Annotated in this window: 16 protein-coding genes; 6 read left to right on the top strand and 10 right to left on the bottom strand. The window is 67.9% G+C overall.

All coding sequences use genetic code 11. The features are described from left to right. Nucleotides 1–31 precede the first annotated feature (31 nt). From ctaE to WBG06_RS19320, 5 genes are all read left to right on the top strand, one after another. Nucleotides 32–697, top strand: a complete 666-nt coding sequence (gene ctaE, locus WBG06_RS19340; protein WP_336738597.1) for an aa3-type cytochrome oxidase subunit III — start codon at nt 32–34, stop codon at nt 695–697. A 13-nt stretch (nt 698–710) separates the two neighbouring features. Then, complete coding sequence (qcrC, locus tag WBG06_RS19335) at nt 711–1,592, top strand: cytochrome bc1 complex diheme cytochrome c subunit (protein WP_336738596.1); 882 nt, start codon at nt 711–713, stop codon at nt 1,590–1,592. After that, entirely contained in the window at nt 1,589–2,752 is a 1,164-nt protein-coding gene (gene qcrA / locus WBG06_RS19330) for a cytochrome bc1 complex Rieske iron-sulfur subunit (protein WP_336738595.1), read from the top strand. The genes qcrC and qcrA overlap by 4 nt, the downstream gene beginning before the upstream one ends. After that, a complete protein-coding gene (qcrB, locus tag WBG06_RS19325; protein WP_336738594.1) occupies nt 2,749–4,476 on the top strand; it encodes a cytochrome bc1 complex cytochrome b subunit in 1,728 nt (575 codons plus the stop codon). Before qcrA ends, qcrB begins: the two co-directional genes overlap by 4 nt. A 112-nt stretch (nt 4,477–4,588) precedes the next feature. Beyond that, the gene (locus WBG06_RS19320) at nt 4,589–4,939 is read left to right on the top strand and encodes a hypothetical protein (protein WP_336738593.1); all 351 of its coding nucleotides are present in this window, start codon (nt 4,589–4,591) and stop codon (nt 4,937–4,939) included. Between the two features lie 4 nt (nt 4,940–4,943). On the opposite strand, the gene WBG06_RS19315 is transcribed toward WBG06_RS19320, so the two are convergent. From WBG06_RS19315 to ctaC, 10 genes are all read right to left on the bottom strand, one after another. Beyond that, nucleotides 4,944–5,795 carry a MurR/RpiR family transcriptional regulator gene (locus WBG06_RS19315; protein WP_336738592.1) on the bottom strand — a complete coding sequence of 284 codons (852 nt, stop codon included), beginning with the start codon at nt 5,793–5,795 and terminating at the stop codon, nt 4,944–4,946. Beyond that, nucleotides 5,792–6,667: a phosphonate ABC transporter, permease protein PhnE gene (gene phnE / locus WBG06_RS19310; RefSeq protein ID WP_336738591.1), complete on the bottom strand. Its 876-nt coding sequence runs from the start codon at nt 6,665–6,667 to the stop codon at nt 5,792–5,794. Before phnE (WBG06_RS19310) ends, WBG06_RS19315 begins: the two co-directional genes overlap by 4 nt. Beyond that, complete coding sequence (phnE, locus tag WBG06_RS19305; protein ID WP_336738590.1) at nt 6,664–7,476, bottom strand: phosphonate ABC transporter, permease protein PhnE; 813 nt, start codon at nt 7,474–7,476, stop codon at nt 6,664–6,666. The genes phnE (WBG06_RS19310) and phnE (WBG06_RS19305) overlap by 4 nt, the downstream gene beginning before the upstream one ends. Before the next feature lie 154 nt (nt 7,477–7,630). Then, nucleotides 7,631–8,395 (bottom strand): phosphonate ABC transporter ATP-binding protein, encoded by a 765-nt coding sequence (phnC, locus tag WBG06_RS19300; protein WP_336738589.1) that lies wholly within the window; start codon nt 8,393–8,395, stop codon nt 7,631–7,633. Next, nucleotides 8,392–9,360, bottom strand: coding sequence for a phosphate/phosphite/phosphonate ABC transporter substrate-binding protein (gene phnD / locus WBG06_RS19295; RefSeq protein WP_336738588.1), 969 nt, complete (start codon nt 9,358–9,360; stop codon nt 8,392–8,394). The genes phnC and phnD overlap by 4 nt, the downstream gene beginning before the upstream one ends. Further along, on the bottom strand, nt 9,354–10,088 hold the full coding sequence (locus WBG06_RS19290; protein WP_336738587.1) for an HAD family hydrolase: 735 nt from the start codon (nt 10,086–10,088) through the stop codon (nt 9,354–9,356). Before WBG06_RS19290 ends, phnD begins: the two co-directional genes overlap by 7 nt. Nucleotides 10,089–10,280: 192 nt before the next feature. Continuing rightward, nucleotides 10,281–11,489 carry a L,D-transpeptidase gene (locus WBG06_RS19285; protein ID WP_336738586.1) on the bottom strand — a complete coding sequence of 403 codons (1,209 nt, stop codon included), beginning with the start codon at nt 11,487–11,489 and terminating at the stop codon, nt 10,281–10,283. A gap of 150 nt (nt 11,490–11,639) precedes the next feature. Continuing rightward, nucleotides 11,640–12,056, bottom strand: a complete 417-nt coding sequence (locus WBG06_RS19280) for a cytochrome c oxidase subunit 4 (RefSeq protein WP_336738585.1) — start codon at nt 12,054–12,056, stop codon at nt 11,640–11,642. A gap of 5 nt (nt 12,057–12,061) precedes the next feature. Continuing rightward, on the bottom strand, nt 12,062–13,744 hold the full coding sequence (gene ctaD, locus WBG06_RS19275) for an aa3-type cytochrome oxidase subunit I (RefSeq protein WP_336738584.1): 1,683 nt from the start codon (nt 13,742–13,744) through the stop codon (nt 12,062–12,064). Then, a complete protein-coding gene (gene ctaC, locus WBG06_RS19270) occupies nt 13,741–14,628 on the bottom strand; it encodes an aa3-type cytochrome oxidase subunit II (protein ID WP_336738583.1) in 888 nt (295 codons plus the stop codon). Before ctaC ends, ctaD begins: the two co-directional genes overlap by 4 nt. 174 nt (nt 14,629–14,802) lie before the next feature. Here ctaC and WBG06_RS19265 point away from each other — a divergent pair, with 174 nt between their 5' ends. Next, a complete protein-coding gene (locus tag WBG06_RS19265) occupies nt 14,803–15,912 on the top strand; it encodes a cysteine desulfurase family protein (protein ID WP_336738582.1) in 1,110 nt (369 codons plus the stop codon). Nucleotides 15,913–15,957: the final 45 nt, after the last annotated feature.

Raw genomic sequence — 15,957 nt, 5'->3', positions numbered from 1 at the left:
CAAGAAGACTCTGGGAAGGGGGCAGGACATAATGGCGGGCGTGGCGACAGTATCGACTCTTCCAACAGCCCGCCTGCACGGGCATCATGACCGTCCGAGCATGGTCAGCGTGGGGACGATCATCTGGCTCGCAAGCGAGCTGATGTTCTTCGCGGCGCTGTTCGCGGCCTACTTCACGATCCGCGCGGTCAGCCCTGAGCAGTGGCATGCCAACACCGAGGGGCTCAACATCCCGTTCGCGGCGGTCAACACGACCATCCTCGTGCTGTCGTCGTTCACCTGCCAGTTCGGCGTCTTCGCCGCCGAGCGTGGCCAGGTCGGACGCAAGGGCTCCCTGCTCGCGGTCCGCCTCTGGGGTCTGCGTGAGTGGTTCATCCTCACCTACCTCATGGGCGCGGTCTTCATCGCCGGCCAGGCGACCGAGTACGCAGCCCTGGTGCAGGAGGGCATCGCCCTCAACCGCGGCATCACCGGTCCCGACGACCCGTACGGCTCGGTCTTCTACCTGACGACGGGCTTCCACGGCCTGCACGTCACCGGCGGTCTGATCGCCTTCCTGTTCGTGCTCGGCCGGACCTACGTCGCCAAGCGCTTCACCCACGAGCAGGCCGTCTCCGCGATCGTCGTGTCCTACTACTGGCACTTCGTCGACGTGGTGTGGATCGGCCTGTTCGCGACCATCTACCTCCTCAAGTGACCAAGGACTGAATGTGCGTCTCCTGAACCGCTCCGTCGGTCGACTGTCGCGGCACCGTCGCCGCCCGTTGGCCGGTGCCGCCGTGCTCCTGGTCGCCCTGTTGAGCACCGGCGGGCTCTACGCCATCTTCTCCCCGGCCTCCCAGGCCGAGGTGGAGAAGGACAACGCCGCTCTCGTCGCCGAGGGCAAAGAGCTCTTCATGATCAACTGCTCCACCTGCCACGGCTCCAACGGTGAGGGCATCACCACCCAGAACGGGAAGCTCTACGGCCCCTCCCTGATCGGTGTCGGTGCCGCCTCCGTCGACTTCCAGGTCGGCACCGGCCGGATGCCGATGGCCCAGCCCGGCGCCCAGGTCGAGGTCAAGGACCCCAGCTTCAACCAGGACGAGATCGACGCGATGGCGGCCTACGTCGCCAGCCTCGGCCCCGGCCCGGCTGTCCCGGACCGGGAGCAGTACGACCCGGACACCTTCGAGTCCGAGGAGGAGAGGGAGGCCGCGGTCGCCCTCGGTGGTCAGATCTTCCTGACCAACTGCACCGCCTGCCACAACTTCACCGGTGCCGGCGGCGCCATGCCGCGCGGCGGCGAGGCTCCGAGCATCCTCAACACCGACCCGCGGCACATCTACCAGGCGATGCTGACCGGTCCGCAGTCCATGGACACGTTCTCCGACGGCAACATCAGCCCGGAGGAGAAGAAGGCCGTCATCGCCTACGTCGAGTCGATGAAGGAGCAGCCCGACTACGGCGGCTTCAACAACGGCGCGCTCGGTCCGGTGACTGAGGGCATCGTCGCCTGGGTCGTCGGTCTCGGCGTCCTGGTGGCCTTCACCGTGTGGATCGCCGCGCACACGACGCGCACCAACCAGACCAAGAAGGGATCTGCCAAGTGAGCAGCGACCTCAGCGAGATCGAGAAGCACGACGACTCGCACCCCGAGCTCAACGCGCACACCGACGCGCTGCTGCCCGACCCGGGCATGCACGAGCATCACTGGCGTCCCACCGACGTCGACCCCAAGGCGGAGAAGCGCGCCGAGCGGCAGGTGAGCCTCTTCTTCGCTCTCTCCGCGATCTGCTCGGTGCTGTTCGTGGTCGCCTACTTCGCGATCAAGCCCGGCTACGACGGAGACGTCTGGGCCGGCTACGGCGCCTCCAACCTGGCGCTGGGGTCGACCCTGGGCTTCGCCCTGCTCTTCCTCGGCATCGGCGTCATCCAGTGGGCCCGCAAGCTCGTGGTCGACATCGAGCACGCCGAGGACCGGCACCCGGCCGCTTCCTCGCCGGCGACCCGCGAGGTGGCCATCGCCGAGCTCAAGGCCGCGCTCAACGAGTCCGGCATGGCGCGCCGCCCCTTCATCCGCAACGCGATGATCGGCTCGGCCGCCCTGCTCGGTCTGCCCGCGATCGTCATGCTCCGCGACCTCGGCCAGACCAACGCGCAGATCACCCGGGAGCAGCCCTACCCCGGCGCCGGTCTCGAGAACACCGTCTGGGACGCCGGCGTCCGCGTCGTGCGCGACGTGGTCGGCACCCCGATCCGCCCGGGCGACCTGGAGATCGGTGACCTGGTCAACGCCGAGCCGGCGACGATCTTCGACGGCAGTCTGCACGGCGCGCCGCTGCAGATCGCCAAGTCGAAGGCGGCCACCATCCTGCTGCGGATGGATCCCGACGACATCTCCCACGACGTGACCCGCAACTGGTCGGTCGACGGCATCGTGGCCTACTCTAAGATCTGCACCCACGTCGGTTGCCCGATCTCGCTGAACGAGCGGACCACGCACCACCTGCTGTGCCCCTGCCACCAGTCGACCTTCGACCTCGCCGACCACGGCAAGGTCATCTTCGGCCCGGCCGGCCGGCACCTTCCGCAGCTGCCCCTGGGCGTCGACGCGGACGGCTACCTGGTTGCCCTCTCGGACTACCCTGAGCCTGTGGGCGTCAGCTACTGGGAGCGCAACACCTACGACATCGACGAGATCTTCGACGACTGGTCAGCCGACCACGCCGCCGATGCTGAGCAGTACGGCTACAAGGAGGGCGGCCAGTGAGCACCGACACGTCCAAGGTTGCCGCCAGCAACGGCACCGAAGCCGCTGCCCCGGCGGGCAAGCCGACCAAGGTGGGCGCGGCGGCCAACTGGGCCGACGAGCGCCTCGGTATCGGCGGTCTGAGCAAGTTCCTCTCCCGCAAGATCTTCCCCGACCACTGGTCGTTCATGCTGGGCGAGATCGCGCTGTGGAGCTTCGTGGTCCTGCTCGTCACCGGCACCTTCCTGACCCTGTGGTTCAAGCCGTCGATGGCCGAGATCACCTACCAGGGCTCCTACGCCCCGCTGCGCGGCATCGACATGTCCGAGGCGATGGCCTCGACGCTGGACATCTCCTTCGACGTCCGTGGCGGCCTCCTGCTGCGTCAGGTCCACCACTGGTCGGCGATGCTCTTCATCGCCTCGATGATGATCCACATGATGCGCGTCTTCTTCACCGGCGCGCACCGCAAGCCACGTGAGATCAACTGGGTCATCGGCGCGACGCTGCTGCTGCTCGGCACGCTCGAGGGCTTCACCGGCTACTCGCTGCCCGACGACCTGCTCTCCGGCACCGGCATCCGGGCCGCGGACGGGTTCATGATGGCGATCCCCATCGTCGGGACCTACATCTCGTTCTTCCTGTTCGGAGGCGAGTTCCCAGGCGACGACATCATTCCACGCCTGTTCACGATCCACGTGCTGCTGATCCCGGCGCTGCTGCTGGCGCTGATCGGTGCCCACCTGATCCTGCTGATCTACCACAAGCACACCCAGTGGCCTGGACCCGGCCGCACCGAGAAGAACGTCGTCGGCTACCCGATGGTGCCGAACTACATCTCCAAGATGACCGGCTTCTTCTTCATCACCTTCGGTGTGACCGCCCTGCTCGGCGCGTTCTTCTCGCTCAACCCGGTGTGGAAGTTCGGTCCCTACGACCCGACCAAGGTCACCGCGGGCTCGCAGCCTGACTGGTACATGGGCTGGCCCGACGGCGCGCTGCGCATCATGCCGGGCTGGGAGTCGCACTTCTGGGGCTCGACCTGGTCGTGGAACATCTTCTTCCCGGTCATCGTGCTGCCGATGCTGGCGTGGATGGTCGTGCTGATGCTCCCCTTCATCGAGGCGTGGATCACCGGCGACAAGCGCGAGCACCACCTGCTCCAGCGCCCGCGCAACGCTCCGACCCGCACCGCCACGTTCGTCGCGCTGATGACGTTCTACGCGGGCTTCTGGGCCGCGGGCGGCAACGACATCATCGCGATCAAGTTCGACCTCTCGATCAACCAGATCACCTACTTCCTGCGGGCGTTCGTGTTCCTGGGTCCGATCGTGGCGTTCATCATCACGCGTCGTTGGTGCATCTCGCTGCAGCGTCACGACAACGAGAAGCTGCTGCACGGCTACGAGACCGGCACGGTCATCCGTACGCCGGAGGGCGCCTACCACGAGAAGCACCTGCCGCTTCCCGCGGACGAGGCCTTCGCCATGACCGTCCGCGACCGCGGCCGGGCCGGCGAGGAGCCGGAGCTGAAGAAGAACGGCAAGCCGACCTTCCGCGCGAAGCTCCGGGCGTTCTACTACGACCACGACGTGGACAAGCCGACCCCCGAGGAACTCAGCGAGGCACACCACCACGCCGAGCACGAGGCCCACGAGCTGGCTGCCTACGAGGGTCACGTCGTCGACGGACACGACTTCGACGACCACCGTCACTCGGCGGTCGAGGAGCCTCTCAGCCACTGATCACAGCTGGTACGCCATGTGGCGCCGTTCCCTTCGGGGGACGGCGCCACGTGCGTTTTCCGGCGCGAAACCCGGTTGCCCCTCCCCCGGCAGGAGACCTAGGGTCCCGCACATGACCGGCCTCCAGGCTCGCCTCCGAGCCGACCTCCTCAACGCCCGCAAGGCCCGCGACACCACGGCCACGACGGTGCTGCGCTCGACGCTGTCGGCCATCGCCAACGCCGAGGCGCTGCCCGTGACGGAGACGGCCCTCGCCACAGACGGTCCGATCGCCGGAGCCGCGATCGGCGTCGGTGCGACCGAGGCCTCCAGGCGCGACCTGAGCGACGAGGACATCCGTTCGATCATCGCGGCCGAGCAGGCCGAGCGGCGGGCGGCCGCGAGCGACATGGAGGCGCACGGCGCCGGTGACAGAGCGGAGCAGCTCCGTGCGGAGGCGGAGCTGCTCGCGACCTATCTCTAGAGGTTCAGCCCTGAGGGTCGAGCTCGCCGCCGACGACCTCGAGCACCCGGGCGCGTACGTTCGCCGCGGCCTCCGGGTCACGGGCCGCCACCGCCGCGACGAGCGCGTTGCCGAGGATGAGCTGCGGGATCCGGATGATCGAGTCCAGCTCCTGGCGGAACCCGGCACGACCGCCCTGGGGAGTGACCAGCTCGACCTCGGCGAGCTTGGTCAGCTGGGTGCCGGTGAAGGAGGTCAGCGCGATGACGGCCGCTCCCCCGGCGACGGCGGCCTGGGCCACCTGGATCGTCGGCGCCGTGGCACCGGTGCCGCTGACGACGACACACACGTCGCCCGGCTGGAGCAGACGGGCGCGGATGAGCTGGTCGAGGTGGTCGCCGGGCGCGACGGTGCTCAGCCCCTGTGAGGCCAGCCTCATCGCGATGTCCTTGGCGACCGGCGAGGAGACCCCGGTGCCGGCGACCAGGATCGAGCGCGCCTCGGCGAGCAGGTCCACGGCTCGGCTGACCTGGTCCTCGGAGAGGAGCCCGACCATGTCGGAGGCGGAGTCGGCGATGTCGGCGAAGAAGGAGCGCACCACCGTCAGCGGGCTGCCTCCCTCGGTCGTCTCCGTCTTGGCCGAACCCAGGTCGCGCGCCAGCAGCACCTTGAGGTGCGGGAAGCCGCGGAACCCGAGTCTCTGCGCGGCGCGGACCACGGTCGCGGTCGAGACGGAGGCCTCGGCAGCGATCTCGGCGGTGGTCGCCTCGATGGCCCATTCGGAGCGGGTCAGCACGACCTCGGCGACCGCACGCTCGGACGGGTTGAGCCGCGGCATCGCGGCTCTGATGGCGGGAAGTACCGGCGCGCTCGTCATGCCCACACCGCGGTGGCTTCGGCGCCGTGCAGGATCCGGTGACGCACCGCTGCGGACAGCTGGTCGACCAGGATCGTCACGATGATGATCACAGCTAGCATGATTCCACCCCACTCCCATTCACGGCCCCGAAGGACACGGTTTAGTAACGCACCAATTCCACCGGCGCTCACGACGCCGAGGATCGCGCTTGCCCGGATGTTCACCTCGAAGCGGTAGAGCCAGAACGCCACGGTCTCCGGCAGCAGCTGCGGGATCACCGCGGTGCGGATGCGCTGCCACCGCGTCGCACCGGCCGCAGTGACCGCCTCGACCGGGCGAGGGTCTATCGACTCGATGTTCTCGAGGGTCAGCTTGCCGAGCGAGCCGATCGAGTGGATGCCGATCGCCATCGCCCCGGCCATCGGGTTGAGCCCGAACAGCGGCAGCATCACGATCACCGCGAGCAGGATCTCGGGAACGGCACGGATCGCGTTGAAGAAGGTCCGGACCGGCAGCCGCAGGAACCAGGGCGCGGTGGTGGAGGCGGCCAGGAACGCCAGCGGGAACGAGAACAGCGCCCCGATGCAGGTGCCGATCCAGGCGAGCGCGACCGACTCCCCCATCAGCCGCAGCGCCTGCAGCCACCAGTCGCCGTAGGTGAGGTCGGGGTCGGACTGACCGTCGGGGTGTGCCCCCGGCCAGGTGAGCACGCCGTCGAGCATCTGACTCGCGTACTGGAGGACCTCCCCCGGGAAGAGCGGCAGCCGCCCCCATCTGGCGTCGTCCAGGGACCAGCCGGCCAGCAGCACGATGCCGACCAGAGCGACCCCCACCGCGGTGTAGGGCCACTTCGGTGGCGGCTCGGGCCGCTTCGCAGCGCCGGGGCTCACCTCAGCCTCCGGCGCAGGCCCTGGGAGAGCAGGTCGATCGCGACGACGACCACGAAGATGACGATCACCACGGCCGCCAGCCGCGGATAGTCGGCGCGGTTGAAGTAGAGCATGATCAGCTGCCCCACCCCGCCGGCCCCGACCGCGCCCAGCACCACGGAGGCCCGGATGTTGAGCTCGAAGACATAGAGGACGTACGAGGCGTAGCCGGGCAGGATCTGCGGGATGATGCCTGCCCGGGCCCGCTGCCAGCGGGTTGCCCCGGCAGCGTCGAGCGCCTCCAAGGGCCCGGGATCGGTGGCGTCGATGCTCTCCGCGGTCAGCTTGGCGACGATGCCGACGTTGAAGGCGGTCAGCGCCAGGATCCCCGGCAGCGGGCCCGTGACGACCGCGACGAAGACCAGCGCGTACACCATGTCGGGCAACGACCGGATCACCGACATCCCCGACTTGGTGACCCGGTAGATCGCCGGCGGCGCACTGACCTTGGAGCTCAGCAGGGCCACCCCGAGGGCGATCAGGGAGCCCACGAAGGTCGCGATCACCGCGATGGCCGCAGTCTCCCTCAGCGCCGTCCACAACCGCGAGGACGGGTCGGTGATCTCCTCCCACTCGGGGTGCGCCACCTCCTGGAGGATCATCGTCAGCGCAGGCCACTGCTCGACGACCGGCGCGAGCGAGAAGTCGATCGCCCAGCCCGCGACCATCGTCACCACGACGGCGCCGAGCACGCCACCGACCAGCAGCGGGCTCGGCGGGGGCTTCGGCGGTCGCACCGGTTTCGGCCGCTCGAGGATGGCCTGCGTCATGCCGCCACCTCCGTAGCGCGAGCGCCATCATACGGACGCGGCGGCATGAGGCCTGTGGTCGCTCGCTGGCGCTCGCATGCCGCCACCTCCGTAGCGCGAGCGCCATCATACGGACGCGGCGGCATGTGGCCTGTGGTCGCTCGCTGGCGCTCGCTCATGCGGAGAGGTCCTCCGTGGTCAGCGACCGACCGTAGATCGTCTCGAAGACGGCGTCGTCGGCCTCGGCGGCCGGACCGTCGAAGACCACCCGGCCCGCGCGCATCCCGATGATGCGGTCGGCGTAGCGCCGGGCGAGGTCGAGGAAGTGCAGGTTGACCACGGTAGTGATACCGAGATCGCGGTTGATCCGTTGCAGGTCACGCATGACCAGGTCGGCGGTCGGCGGGTCGAGCGAGGCGACCGGCTCGTCGGCGAGCACCACCGACGGCTGCTGCGCCAGGGCACGGGCGATCGCGACCCGCTGCTGCTGTCCACCGGAGAGCTCGGCGGCGCGTACCCACGCCTTCTCGACGATCCCGACGCGCTCCAACGCCTCGAAGGCGATCTCCTTGTCGGCCTTGGTGTGCACCCCGAAGACCGACCGCAGCGGCGACTGGGCGTGCAGGCGGCCGGTGAGCACGTTGCCCATCACCGTGCGTCGGGTCACCAGGTTGAACCCCTGGAAGATCATCCCGATCTCGGCGCGCAGGCGCCGCAGCCGACGCCCACGTGCCGAGGCCACCTCGGTCCCGCCCACCGAGAGCGATCCCGAGGTGACCGGCACCAGGCCGTTGATCGTACGGATGAGCGTCGACTTCCCGGATCCGGAGAGCCCGACGATGACGACGAACTCCCCTGCCGGGATGGTCAGGGAGATCTTGTCCAGGCCGCGGGTGCCGTTCGGGTAGACGACCGAGACGTCGTCGAAGACGATGCTCACCCGCCGAAGTTCTCCTCCACGGCCTTCGCCTTCTTCAGCGCCTCGGTGTCGACCGGTGTCAGGCCCTCGATGTCGTAGACGGCCTCGAGCGTCTTGAGTCCCTTCGGGTCCTTCGCCATCGCTGTGAACGCCTCGGTCACCTTCGTACGCAGCTCCTTGGAGAGCCCGCCTGCGACGACGATGCCGTCGTTGGGGATCTCGGTGGAATAGGCGAACACGACCACGTCGGAGGCGACCTTGGGCTCGTCTGCCGCGACCTCCTCGCGGGCGTCGTCGAAGCTCACCCCGACCGGGTAGTCCCCGCGCGCCACGGCGAGCACAGCGGCGTCGTGGTCGCCGGAGAACTGCGCGTCGAGGTCGACCAGCGCGTCACCGCCGGTGACCTGGCCCCACTGGGTGGCCGGGTAGTAGTAGCCGGCGGCCGACCCCTGGTCGACGAAGGCGATCGACGTGCCGGGCTTGACCTTGGCGATCGCCTCCTCACCGATGGGGCCGGTCTTCGCGGCGTCGGTGCCGTTGCAGTACTTGAGGCCCTCGACCACCGTGACCTCGTCGGCGCAATAGGTCTCGGGGTCGTTGGTGAACCACTGGGTGTGGAAGGTCTTGGAGCCATAGCGCACCGACTGCAGGATCGGCACCGCCCCGGCCTGGTCCTCGGCCTGCACCACCCCGATCGGGCCGAGCATCGCGACCTGGGCCTGGTCGGACTTCAACGCGACGATCGCGGACGCATAGCTCTCGGTCACCTCGGCGCGTACGGGGATACCGATCTCGTCGCTCAGGAACGACTCCAGACCCTTCGCGCTCTCGGTGATCGAGTCGACGTCGCCTGACGGCACCAGCGACACCACGATCTCCTCGGGATCCTCCGCGGGCGCGGCGCTGTCCTCGCCACCGCAGGCGGCGAGCGAGAGGGCGAGCGACGTGGCGGCACCGACCGCCAGCAACCGGGGGGTTCTCAACATGGGACAGACTCCTTGAGGGGGTGAGCTGCGATGAAGGCTGACGGGTCATTCGACCATTCCGAGACTGCTGGGTACAGGTCCACGAGCGACCCTGCACGAACATGAGCCGGTCCCTGACGGCGGTCGAAGGCGTCAACGTACGCAGCAACACAACCACGCTCGACAGCGGGTGCGAGGTCATTGCGCCAGATGTCGCCCACCGACATCAACCACTCCGGGGTGTCGACGGTGCCGAAGGTCTCGAGGAAGCCGTCCAGGTGGCCGATCATCCGGGTCGGCTTGAGCGCGTCGGTGCGCACCTCGTCGACCACGTCGCGGAGACCGAGGTGCTCCAGGATCGCATCCAGCCCGCTCCCGGGCGAGTTGGTCAGGATCACCCGGTGCGCGTCGATGCCGTCGAGCAGGTCGGCCAGACCTTCGGGTGCTCGGATGTCGCCCGGCTGCTCACTCATCATCGCCCGGCTCGAGACGTACGCAGCGCTCAGCTGCTCCTCGGTGACCCCGGCCGTCAGGCCCAGGATCTTGACCGCCTCATAGCCGTCCTGAGCGCCCGTGAGCGTCTTCGGAGCGTCCTCCGGCAGTCTCTGCCCGAGGAACGCCTCAGCGGTCTCCAGAAGCGCTTCTGGGGCGTCTGTGTGAGCCGCCACCTGGGTGGCGTAGAGAAGGGCTGGCGTGTCGCCGAGACACACCGTGCCGTCCAGATCGAGCACCAGCACCGGCCGAGACAACGAGTCCACCTTCCAGGCGCGGGTCGTCGGGGTCGACTCCGCGCAACGCAGTTGCGTGTCGGCTGGAACGTAGGAAATGACGCTTCCAGGACGCAAGCGGCAGTCGCTTGGTGTCACACGCTGATCACTGCAGTCCAGGATATCGAGTCCGGCCGGGCCGACGGCTCAAACGAGGCCCGACGCGCCGCCGGGTCAGGCGAGCGCAGACCCCGCCCGGTATTCGTCGTAGGAGGTGTTCCAGTCGCCCCAGCCGTTGCTGAAGGTCATGCCCCGGTTGGTGCCGACGGTCTCGACCACGTCACCGCGGCGGGTCATGTCGTAGAGGAACTTGGCGTTCTCGTCGCTCATCCCGGTGCAGCCGTGGGAGACGTTGGCGTTGCCCTGCTGGGCGACGGACCACGGGGCGCCGTGGATGAACTCGCCGGAGAACGTCAGCCGCATGGCCCACTTCACGCCCTCCATGTTGTAGTACTCCCGGTCGCCCTGGTTGATCCCGATGGTCTCGGAGTTCATGGTCTTGCGCTTGAACTTCTCGATGATCACCTTCACGCCGCTGCGGGTGATGAACCCTTCCTTGCCTGTCGTGATCGGGATGGTCTTGATCTTCTGCCCGTTCTTGAAGACCTCCATCTGGTGGGTCTGCGCGTTGGCCCGGTAGATGTGGGCGTCACCGGTCTTGAAGGTGATCTGCCGGTTCTTCTGACCGAAGATGCCGCCACCGGCGGGGACCGAGTTGATGTTGAGCTTCACGTTGACCGTGGAGTTGGCCTTCCAGTAGGTGCGCGGACGGTAGTGGACCTCCTTGTCGCTCACCCAGTACCACGACCCCTCCTGCTTCGGGGTCGACTCGACGATCATCTTCTTCTCGAAGGCGGCCTTGTTCTTCACCGGCAGGTCGTAGGTCACGATGATCGGCATCCCGACGCCGACCGTCTCACCGTCCAGCGGTGCGATCGACGGGTAGGTCTGGCGGTCCAGGCCGAGGTCCTCGGTGGAGAACGTGGTCTGGCTCTTCTTCTGCAGACCGTCGTCACCGGTGGCGGTGACCGCGAGGGTGTAGGAGGCGGTCGGCTCGAGCACCTCGCCGGCGCTCCAGCGGAGGCCGTCCTCGGTGATGGTGCCGCGCACCTTCGTCCCCTTGGCGCCGGTCAGCATGACCTCGTCCAGGCGCCCCTTGGCCACGTCGACCTTGACTACCTTGTCGACCGCGACGCCGGTCGCCTGGTCCTCGACGTTGGCCGTGATCTGCACCGTGGGCTCGGCGGGCTTCTTGGGCTCCTTCGAGGCCGAGTCCGCTCCGCACGCGGTGAGCACCGGCGCGAGGACGGCTGCCGCGGTGGTCAGCAGCACCCGGCGACGAGCGAGCGGGGACGTACGGCGAAACGGCGACTGCGTTGACACGGTGAGACTGCTCCAGACCTGTTTTCATGTACCTTCGCGCCCCGAACCGGGGCGTGGGCGCGATAACCCTACCGGGCATCTCCAAGAGCTGCCCAAGAAAATGCACAGGGGCCCGATCCATCTGGATCGGACCCCTGTTGCGGCTTCAGCTCAGTGCTTGAACTCGCCTCGGTAGTACTCGAAGTTCCAGCCGGCGGTGGCCAGCATGCCGAGCACGGCGGCGATGATGACCAGCCACCAGGCGGCCATCGCGACGGCCAGAACCACCAGACCGAAGGTGAGCGCGGCCCACAGCGGCCACCAGGAGAACGGCGGGAAGAAGCCGTACTCACCAGCGCCCTCCGCGATCTCGCCGTCCTCGCGGTCCTCGGGACGCGGATCCATCTTGATGGCGTGGAAGCCGAGGTAGATGGTGATCATCGCGAACAGCAGTGTGCACATCACCAGCGCCGAGGTGCCGGTCCAGTCGCCGCCCTCCTCCGAGGCCGCGGTGACGAACCAGTAGGCCGGGGTGACCAGCACCATGAAGGCGGTGCAGACCACGAAGATCCAGGCTTCAGACTTCATCGTGCTCAGCCTTCCTTGTTCGAGCTGGTGGAGACGAGATCGTCCTCGTCGTGCTCCAGCGCGGCGATCTCGGGGTGGTGGAGGTCGAAGGCCGGGGACTCCGAGCGGATCTTCGGGATGGAGACGAAGTTGTGGCGCGGCGCCGGGCAGGCGGTGGCCCACTCCAGCGAACGGCCCCAGCCCCACGGGTCGTCCACGGTCACCAGCGGTGCCTTGCGGGAGACGTAGAGGTTGTAGAAGAACGGCAGCATCGACAGGCTCAGCAGGAACGCGCCCACGGTCGAGAACTGGTTGAGGAAGGTGAACCCGTCACTGGGCAGGTAGTCGGCGATACGCCGCTGCATGCCCTCGACACCCAGCCAGTGCTGGACCAGGAAGGTCGCGTGGAAGCCCACGAACAGCAGCCAGAAGTGAACCTTGCCGAGACGCTCGTCGAGCATCCGGCCGGTCATCTTCGGCCACCAGAAGTAGAAGCCGGCGAACATCGCGAACACGACGGTCCCGAAGACCACGTAGTGGAAGTGAGCGACCACGAAGTAGGAGTCGGAGACCTGGAAGTCGAGCGGCGGGCTCGCCAGGATGATGCCGGTCAGACCACCGAAGAGGAAGGTCGTCAGGAAGCCGATCGACCACAGCATCGGGGTGTCGAAGCTGACCGAGCCGCCCCACATCGTGCCGATCCAGTTGAAGAACTTCACACCTGTCGGTACCGCGATCAGGAATGTCATACCGGAGAAGAACGGCAGGTTGACCGCCCCGGTGACGAACATGTGGTGCGCCCACACCGCCACCGAGAGGATCGCGATGCCGAGGGTCGCGGCCACCAGGCCGATGTAGCCGAAGATCGGCTTACGGCTGAAGACCGGCAGGATCTCGGAGATGATGCCGAAGAACGGCAGCGCGATGATGTAGACCTCGGGGTGGCCGAAGAACCAGAACAGGTGTTGCCACAGGATCGGGCCGCCATGGGCGGCATCGAAGACGTGGGAGCCGAACTGGCGGTCGGACTCGAGCATCAGCAGCGCGGCGGCCAGGATCGGGAACGCGATCAGCGCGAGCAGCGCGGTGATCAGGGTGTTCCAGGTGAAGATCGGCATCCGGAACATGGTCATGCCCGGCGCGCGCATGCAGATGATCGTGGTGATGAAGTTGACCGAGCCGAGGATGGTGCCCAGACCGCTCATGTAGAGACCCATGATCCACAGGTCGCCACCGACGCCCGGCGAGTACTGCGCGCTGGAGAGCGGCGTGTAGGCGAACCAGCCGAAGTCGGCCGCGCCGGTCGGGGTGAAGAAGCCGCTGGCCGCGATCAGGCCGCCGAAGAGGTAGAGCCAGTAGCTGAACATGTTCAGCCGCGGGAACGCCACGTCGGGCGCGCCGATCTGCAGCGGCATGATGACGTTGGAGAACCCGAAGAACAGCGGCGTCGCGAAGAGCAGCAGCATGATCGTGCCGTGCATCGTGAACAGCTGGTTGAACAGCTCGTCGTTGACGACCTGCTGGCCGGGGAAGGCCAGCTCCGAGCGCATCAGCAGCGCCATCAGGCCGCCGACCAGGAACCAGAAGAACGACGTGACCAGGTACATCTTGCCGATCAGCTTGTGATCGGTGGTGGTCAGCAGCTGGTAGATGAGCTTGCCGAGCGGCTTGCGGCCGCCGGCGACCGGGGGTGCAGCGGTGGCGGTCACTCGCCCTCCTCGTGGTTCGCGATGTCGTCGGCGGGGCGGGTGGACTTGCCGCCACCGAGCAGCGGACGCTCGGCCTCGAAGCCCCTCTGCGCCAGCGTGTCGACGTAGGACTTGTAGTCGCTCTCGGAGAGGATCGCGACCTTGAAGATCATCCGGGCGTGGTAGACGCCGCAGAGCTCGTAGCAGGCCCCGCGGAAGGTCGTGCCGTCGATGAGGTCGTCGGCGCTCGGGTCGAAGGTGGCCGTGGCCTCCTTCGTGGTGATCGAGTAGTGGTTCACCCGGCCCGGGACGGCGTCCATCCTCATGCCGAACTCCGGCACACCGAAGTTGTGGATGACGTCGGCCGAACGCAGGTTGAACCGCGTGGTGGTCTTCTCCGGGAGGACCAGCGTCGGGATGTGCGAGCCGGTGCCGACCACGTAGCCGTAGCTGTCGTAGGCGTACTTGTCGTCGACGAGGTTGTCGTCGGCGGCGAGGTCGGGCTCACCGATGCCGTGGTTGAAGGTCCACTGCCACTGCTGGCCGGTCACCTCGATCACGTTGGTCGGGTTGCCGTTGTCCAGCATCTCGTTCTGGACCTTGACGGTGTGGTCGAAGAAGACGATCACCATCATGACCGGGGCGATCGTGTAGAAGATCTCCAACGGCAGGTTGTAACGCGTCTGGACCGGGACGTCGGCGTCGCTGCGGCGCCGGTAGCGCCAGATCGCCCAGAAGATGAGCCCCCAGGTCAGGACACCTGTGATCAACGCGGCGATCCACGCGCCCTGCCACAGGGCGAGGTTGTGCTCCCCCTGCTCAGAACGTGGCTCGGGGAAGCCGAAACGCGCCGCCTCGTCCGAACAACCACTCAGCAGGAGGGCGCCGGCCGTCAGCGTCGCCACCAGCGCACCACGTCGGGCGCGGGCGTGGGACGGAGTCGATCCGGCCCCTGGCAAGTGCAGACCCACTACGAGCCTCTCTCTCATGCGAACACTCAGATGTCGGCAGACTACCGCGAGCGGCTCCGGTTTCATCTTCAGGGGTTCCTCATGTCGCGTATGGCTACCGTTAGGTACGTGACGGAAAGCTTCACCTACCTCGACGCCGCGTCCGCCGAACCGCTCCATCCTGCGGCGCGAGACGTGCTTCTGGCCGCGGTCGAGCAGGGGTACGCCGACCCTCGCCGCCTCCACCGCCCGGCCCGCAACGCGGGCCTCCTCCTCGCCAACGCCCGCGAGGTCGTCGCCGAGGCCTTGGGCGTACGTCGCGATGAGGTGCTTTTCACATCGTCGGGCACCGCCGCGGTGCAGACGGGCCTGCTGGGGCTCGGATCACGTGGCATCGCTCACAGTGCCGTCGAGCATCAGTCGGTCATCGACGCTGCCAGGTGGTCACAGCGCTCCCCCGTCGCCGAGCTGAGCGTGGACCGCGACGCGCGGGTCGAGGTGGCCGCCGTACGAGACGCTGTCACAGCCGGGGACGTCGACGTGATCGCCGTCCAGCAGGCCAACCACGAGGTCGGGACGGTGCAACCGCTGGACGAGGTCGCCGCGGCCGCCGGCCCGGCCTCCCTCTTCGTCGACGCCGGCGCCTGCATGGGCCGGCTGCCGCTGCCGGCGGTCGGCGACGCGATCGCCGGGTCCGCCCGCAAGTGGGGTGGTCCCGGCGGCGTGGGGGTGCTGGTGGTGCGCAGGTCCGCGCGGTGGCGCTGGCCGTTCCCGGGTGATGAGTGGTCGCGGACGGACCAGGGGTTCTCGAACATCCCCGGGGCGCTCGCCGCCGCGGCGGCGCTCCAGGCCGTCGTCGCCGAGCGCGCCGAGATCAACGCCCGCCAGCACGAGCTGATCTCGCTGGTCCGGGATCGGGTCCGCGCGGAGATTCCGGACGTGGACGTCGCCGGACCGGAGGAGGGCCGGCTCCCCCACCTGGTGACCTTCTCGGCGCTCTACGTCGACGGCGAGGCGCTGGTGACCGCGCTGGACCGCCTCGGCGCCGGCGTCGCGAGCGGATCGGCCTGCACGTCCGATACCCGCGAACCGTCGCGCGTGCTCGCCGCCATGGGCGCGCTGACACACGGTAACGTTCGGCTATCGCTGACCCGCGACACGACGCGAGAGGATGTGGAGCGCGTGCTGGACGCACTGCCCGGGATCGTCAAGGACCTACGAGCCGAGGCGGGGCTATGAGCGAGCGCCAGCGAGTGACCCATCAGGACATCACACGACCGCGCC

It is taken from the genome of Nocardioides sp. CCNWLW239 (genome assembly GCF_037137035.1).
Classification (GTDB): Bacteria; Actinomycetota; Actinomycetes; order Propionibacteriales; family Nocardioidaceae; genus Nocardioides.
This window is presented reverse-complemented; position numbering and strand designations above follow the sequence as displayed.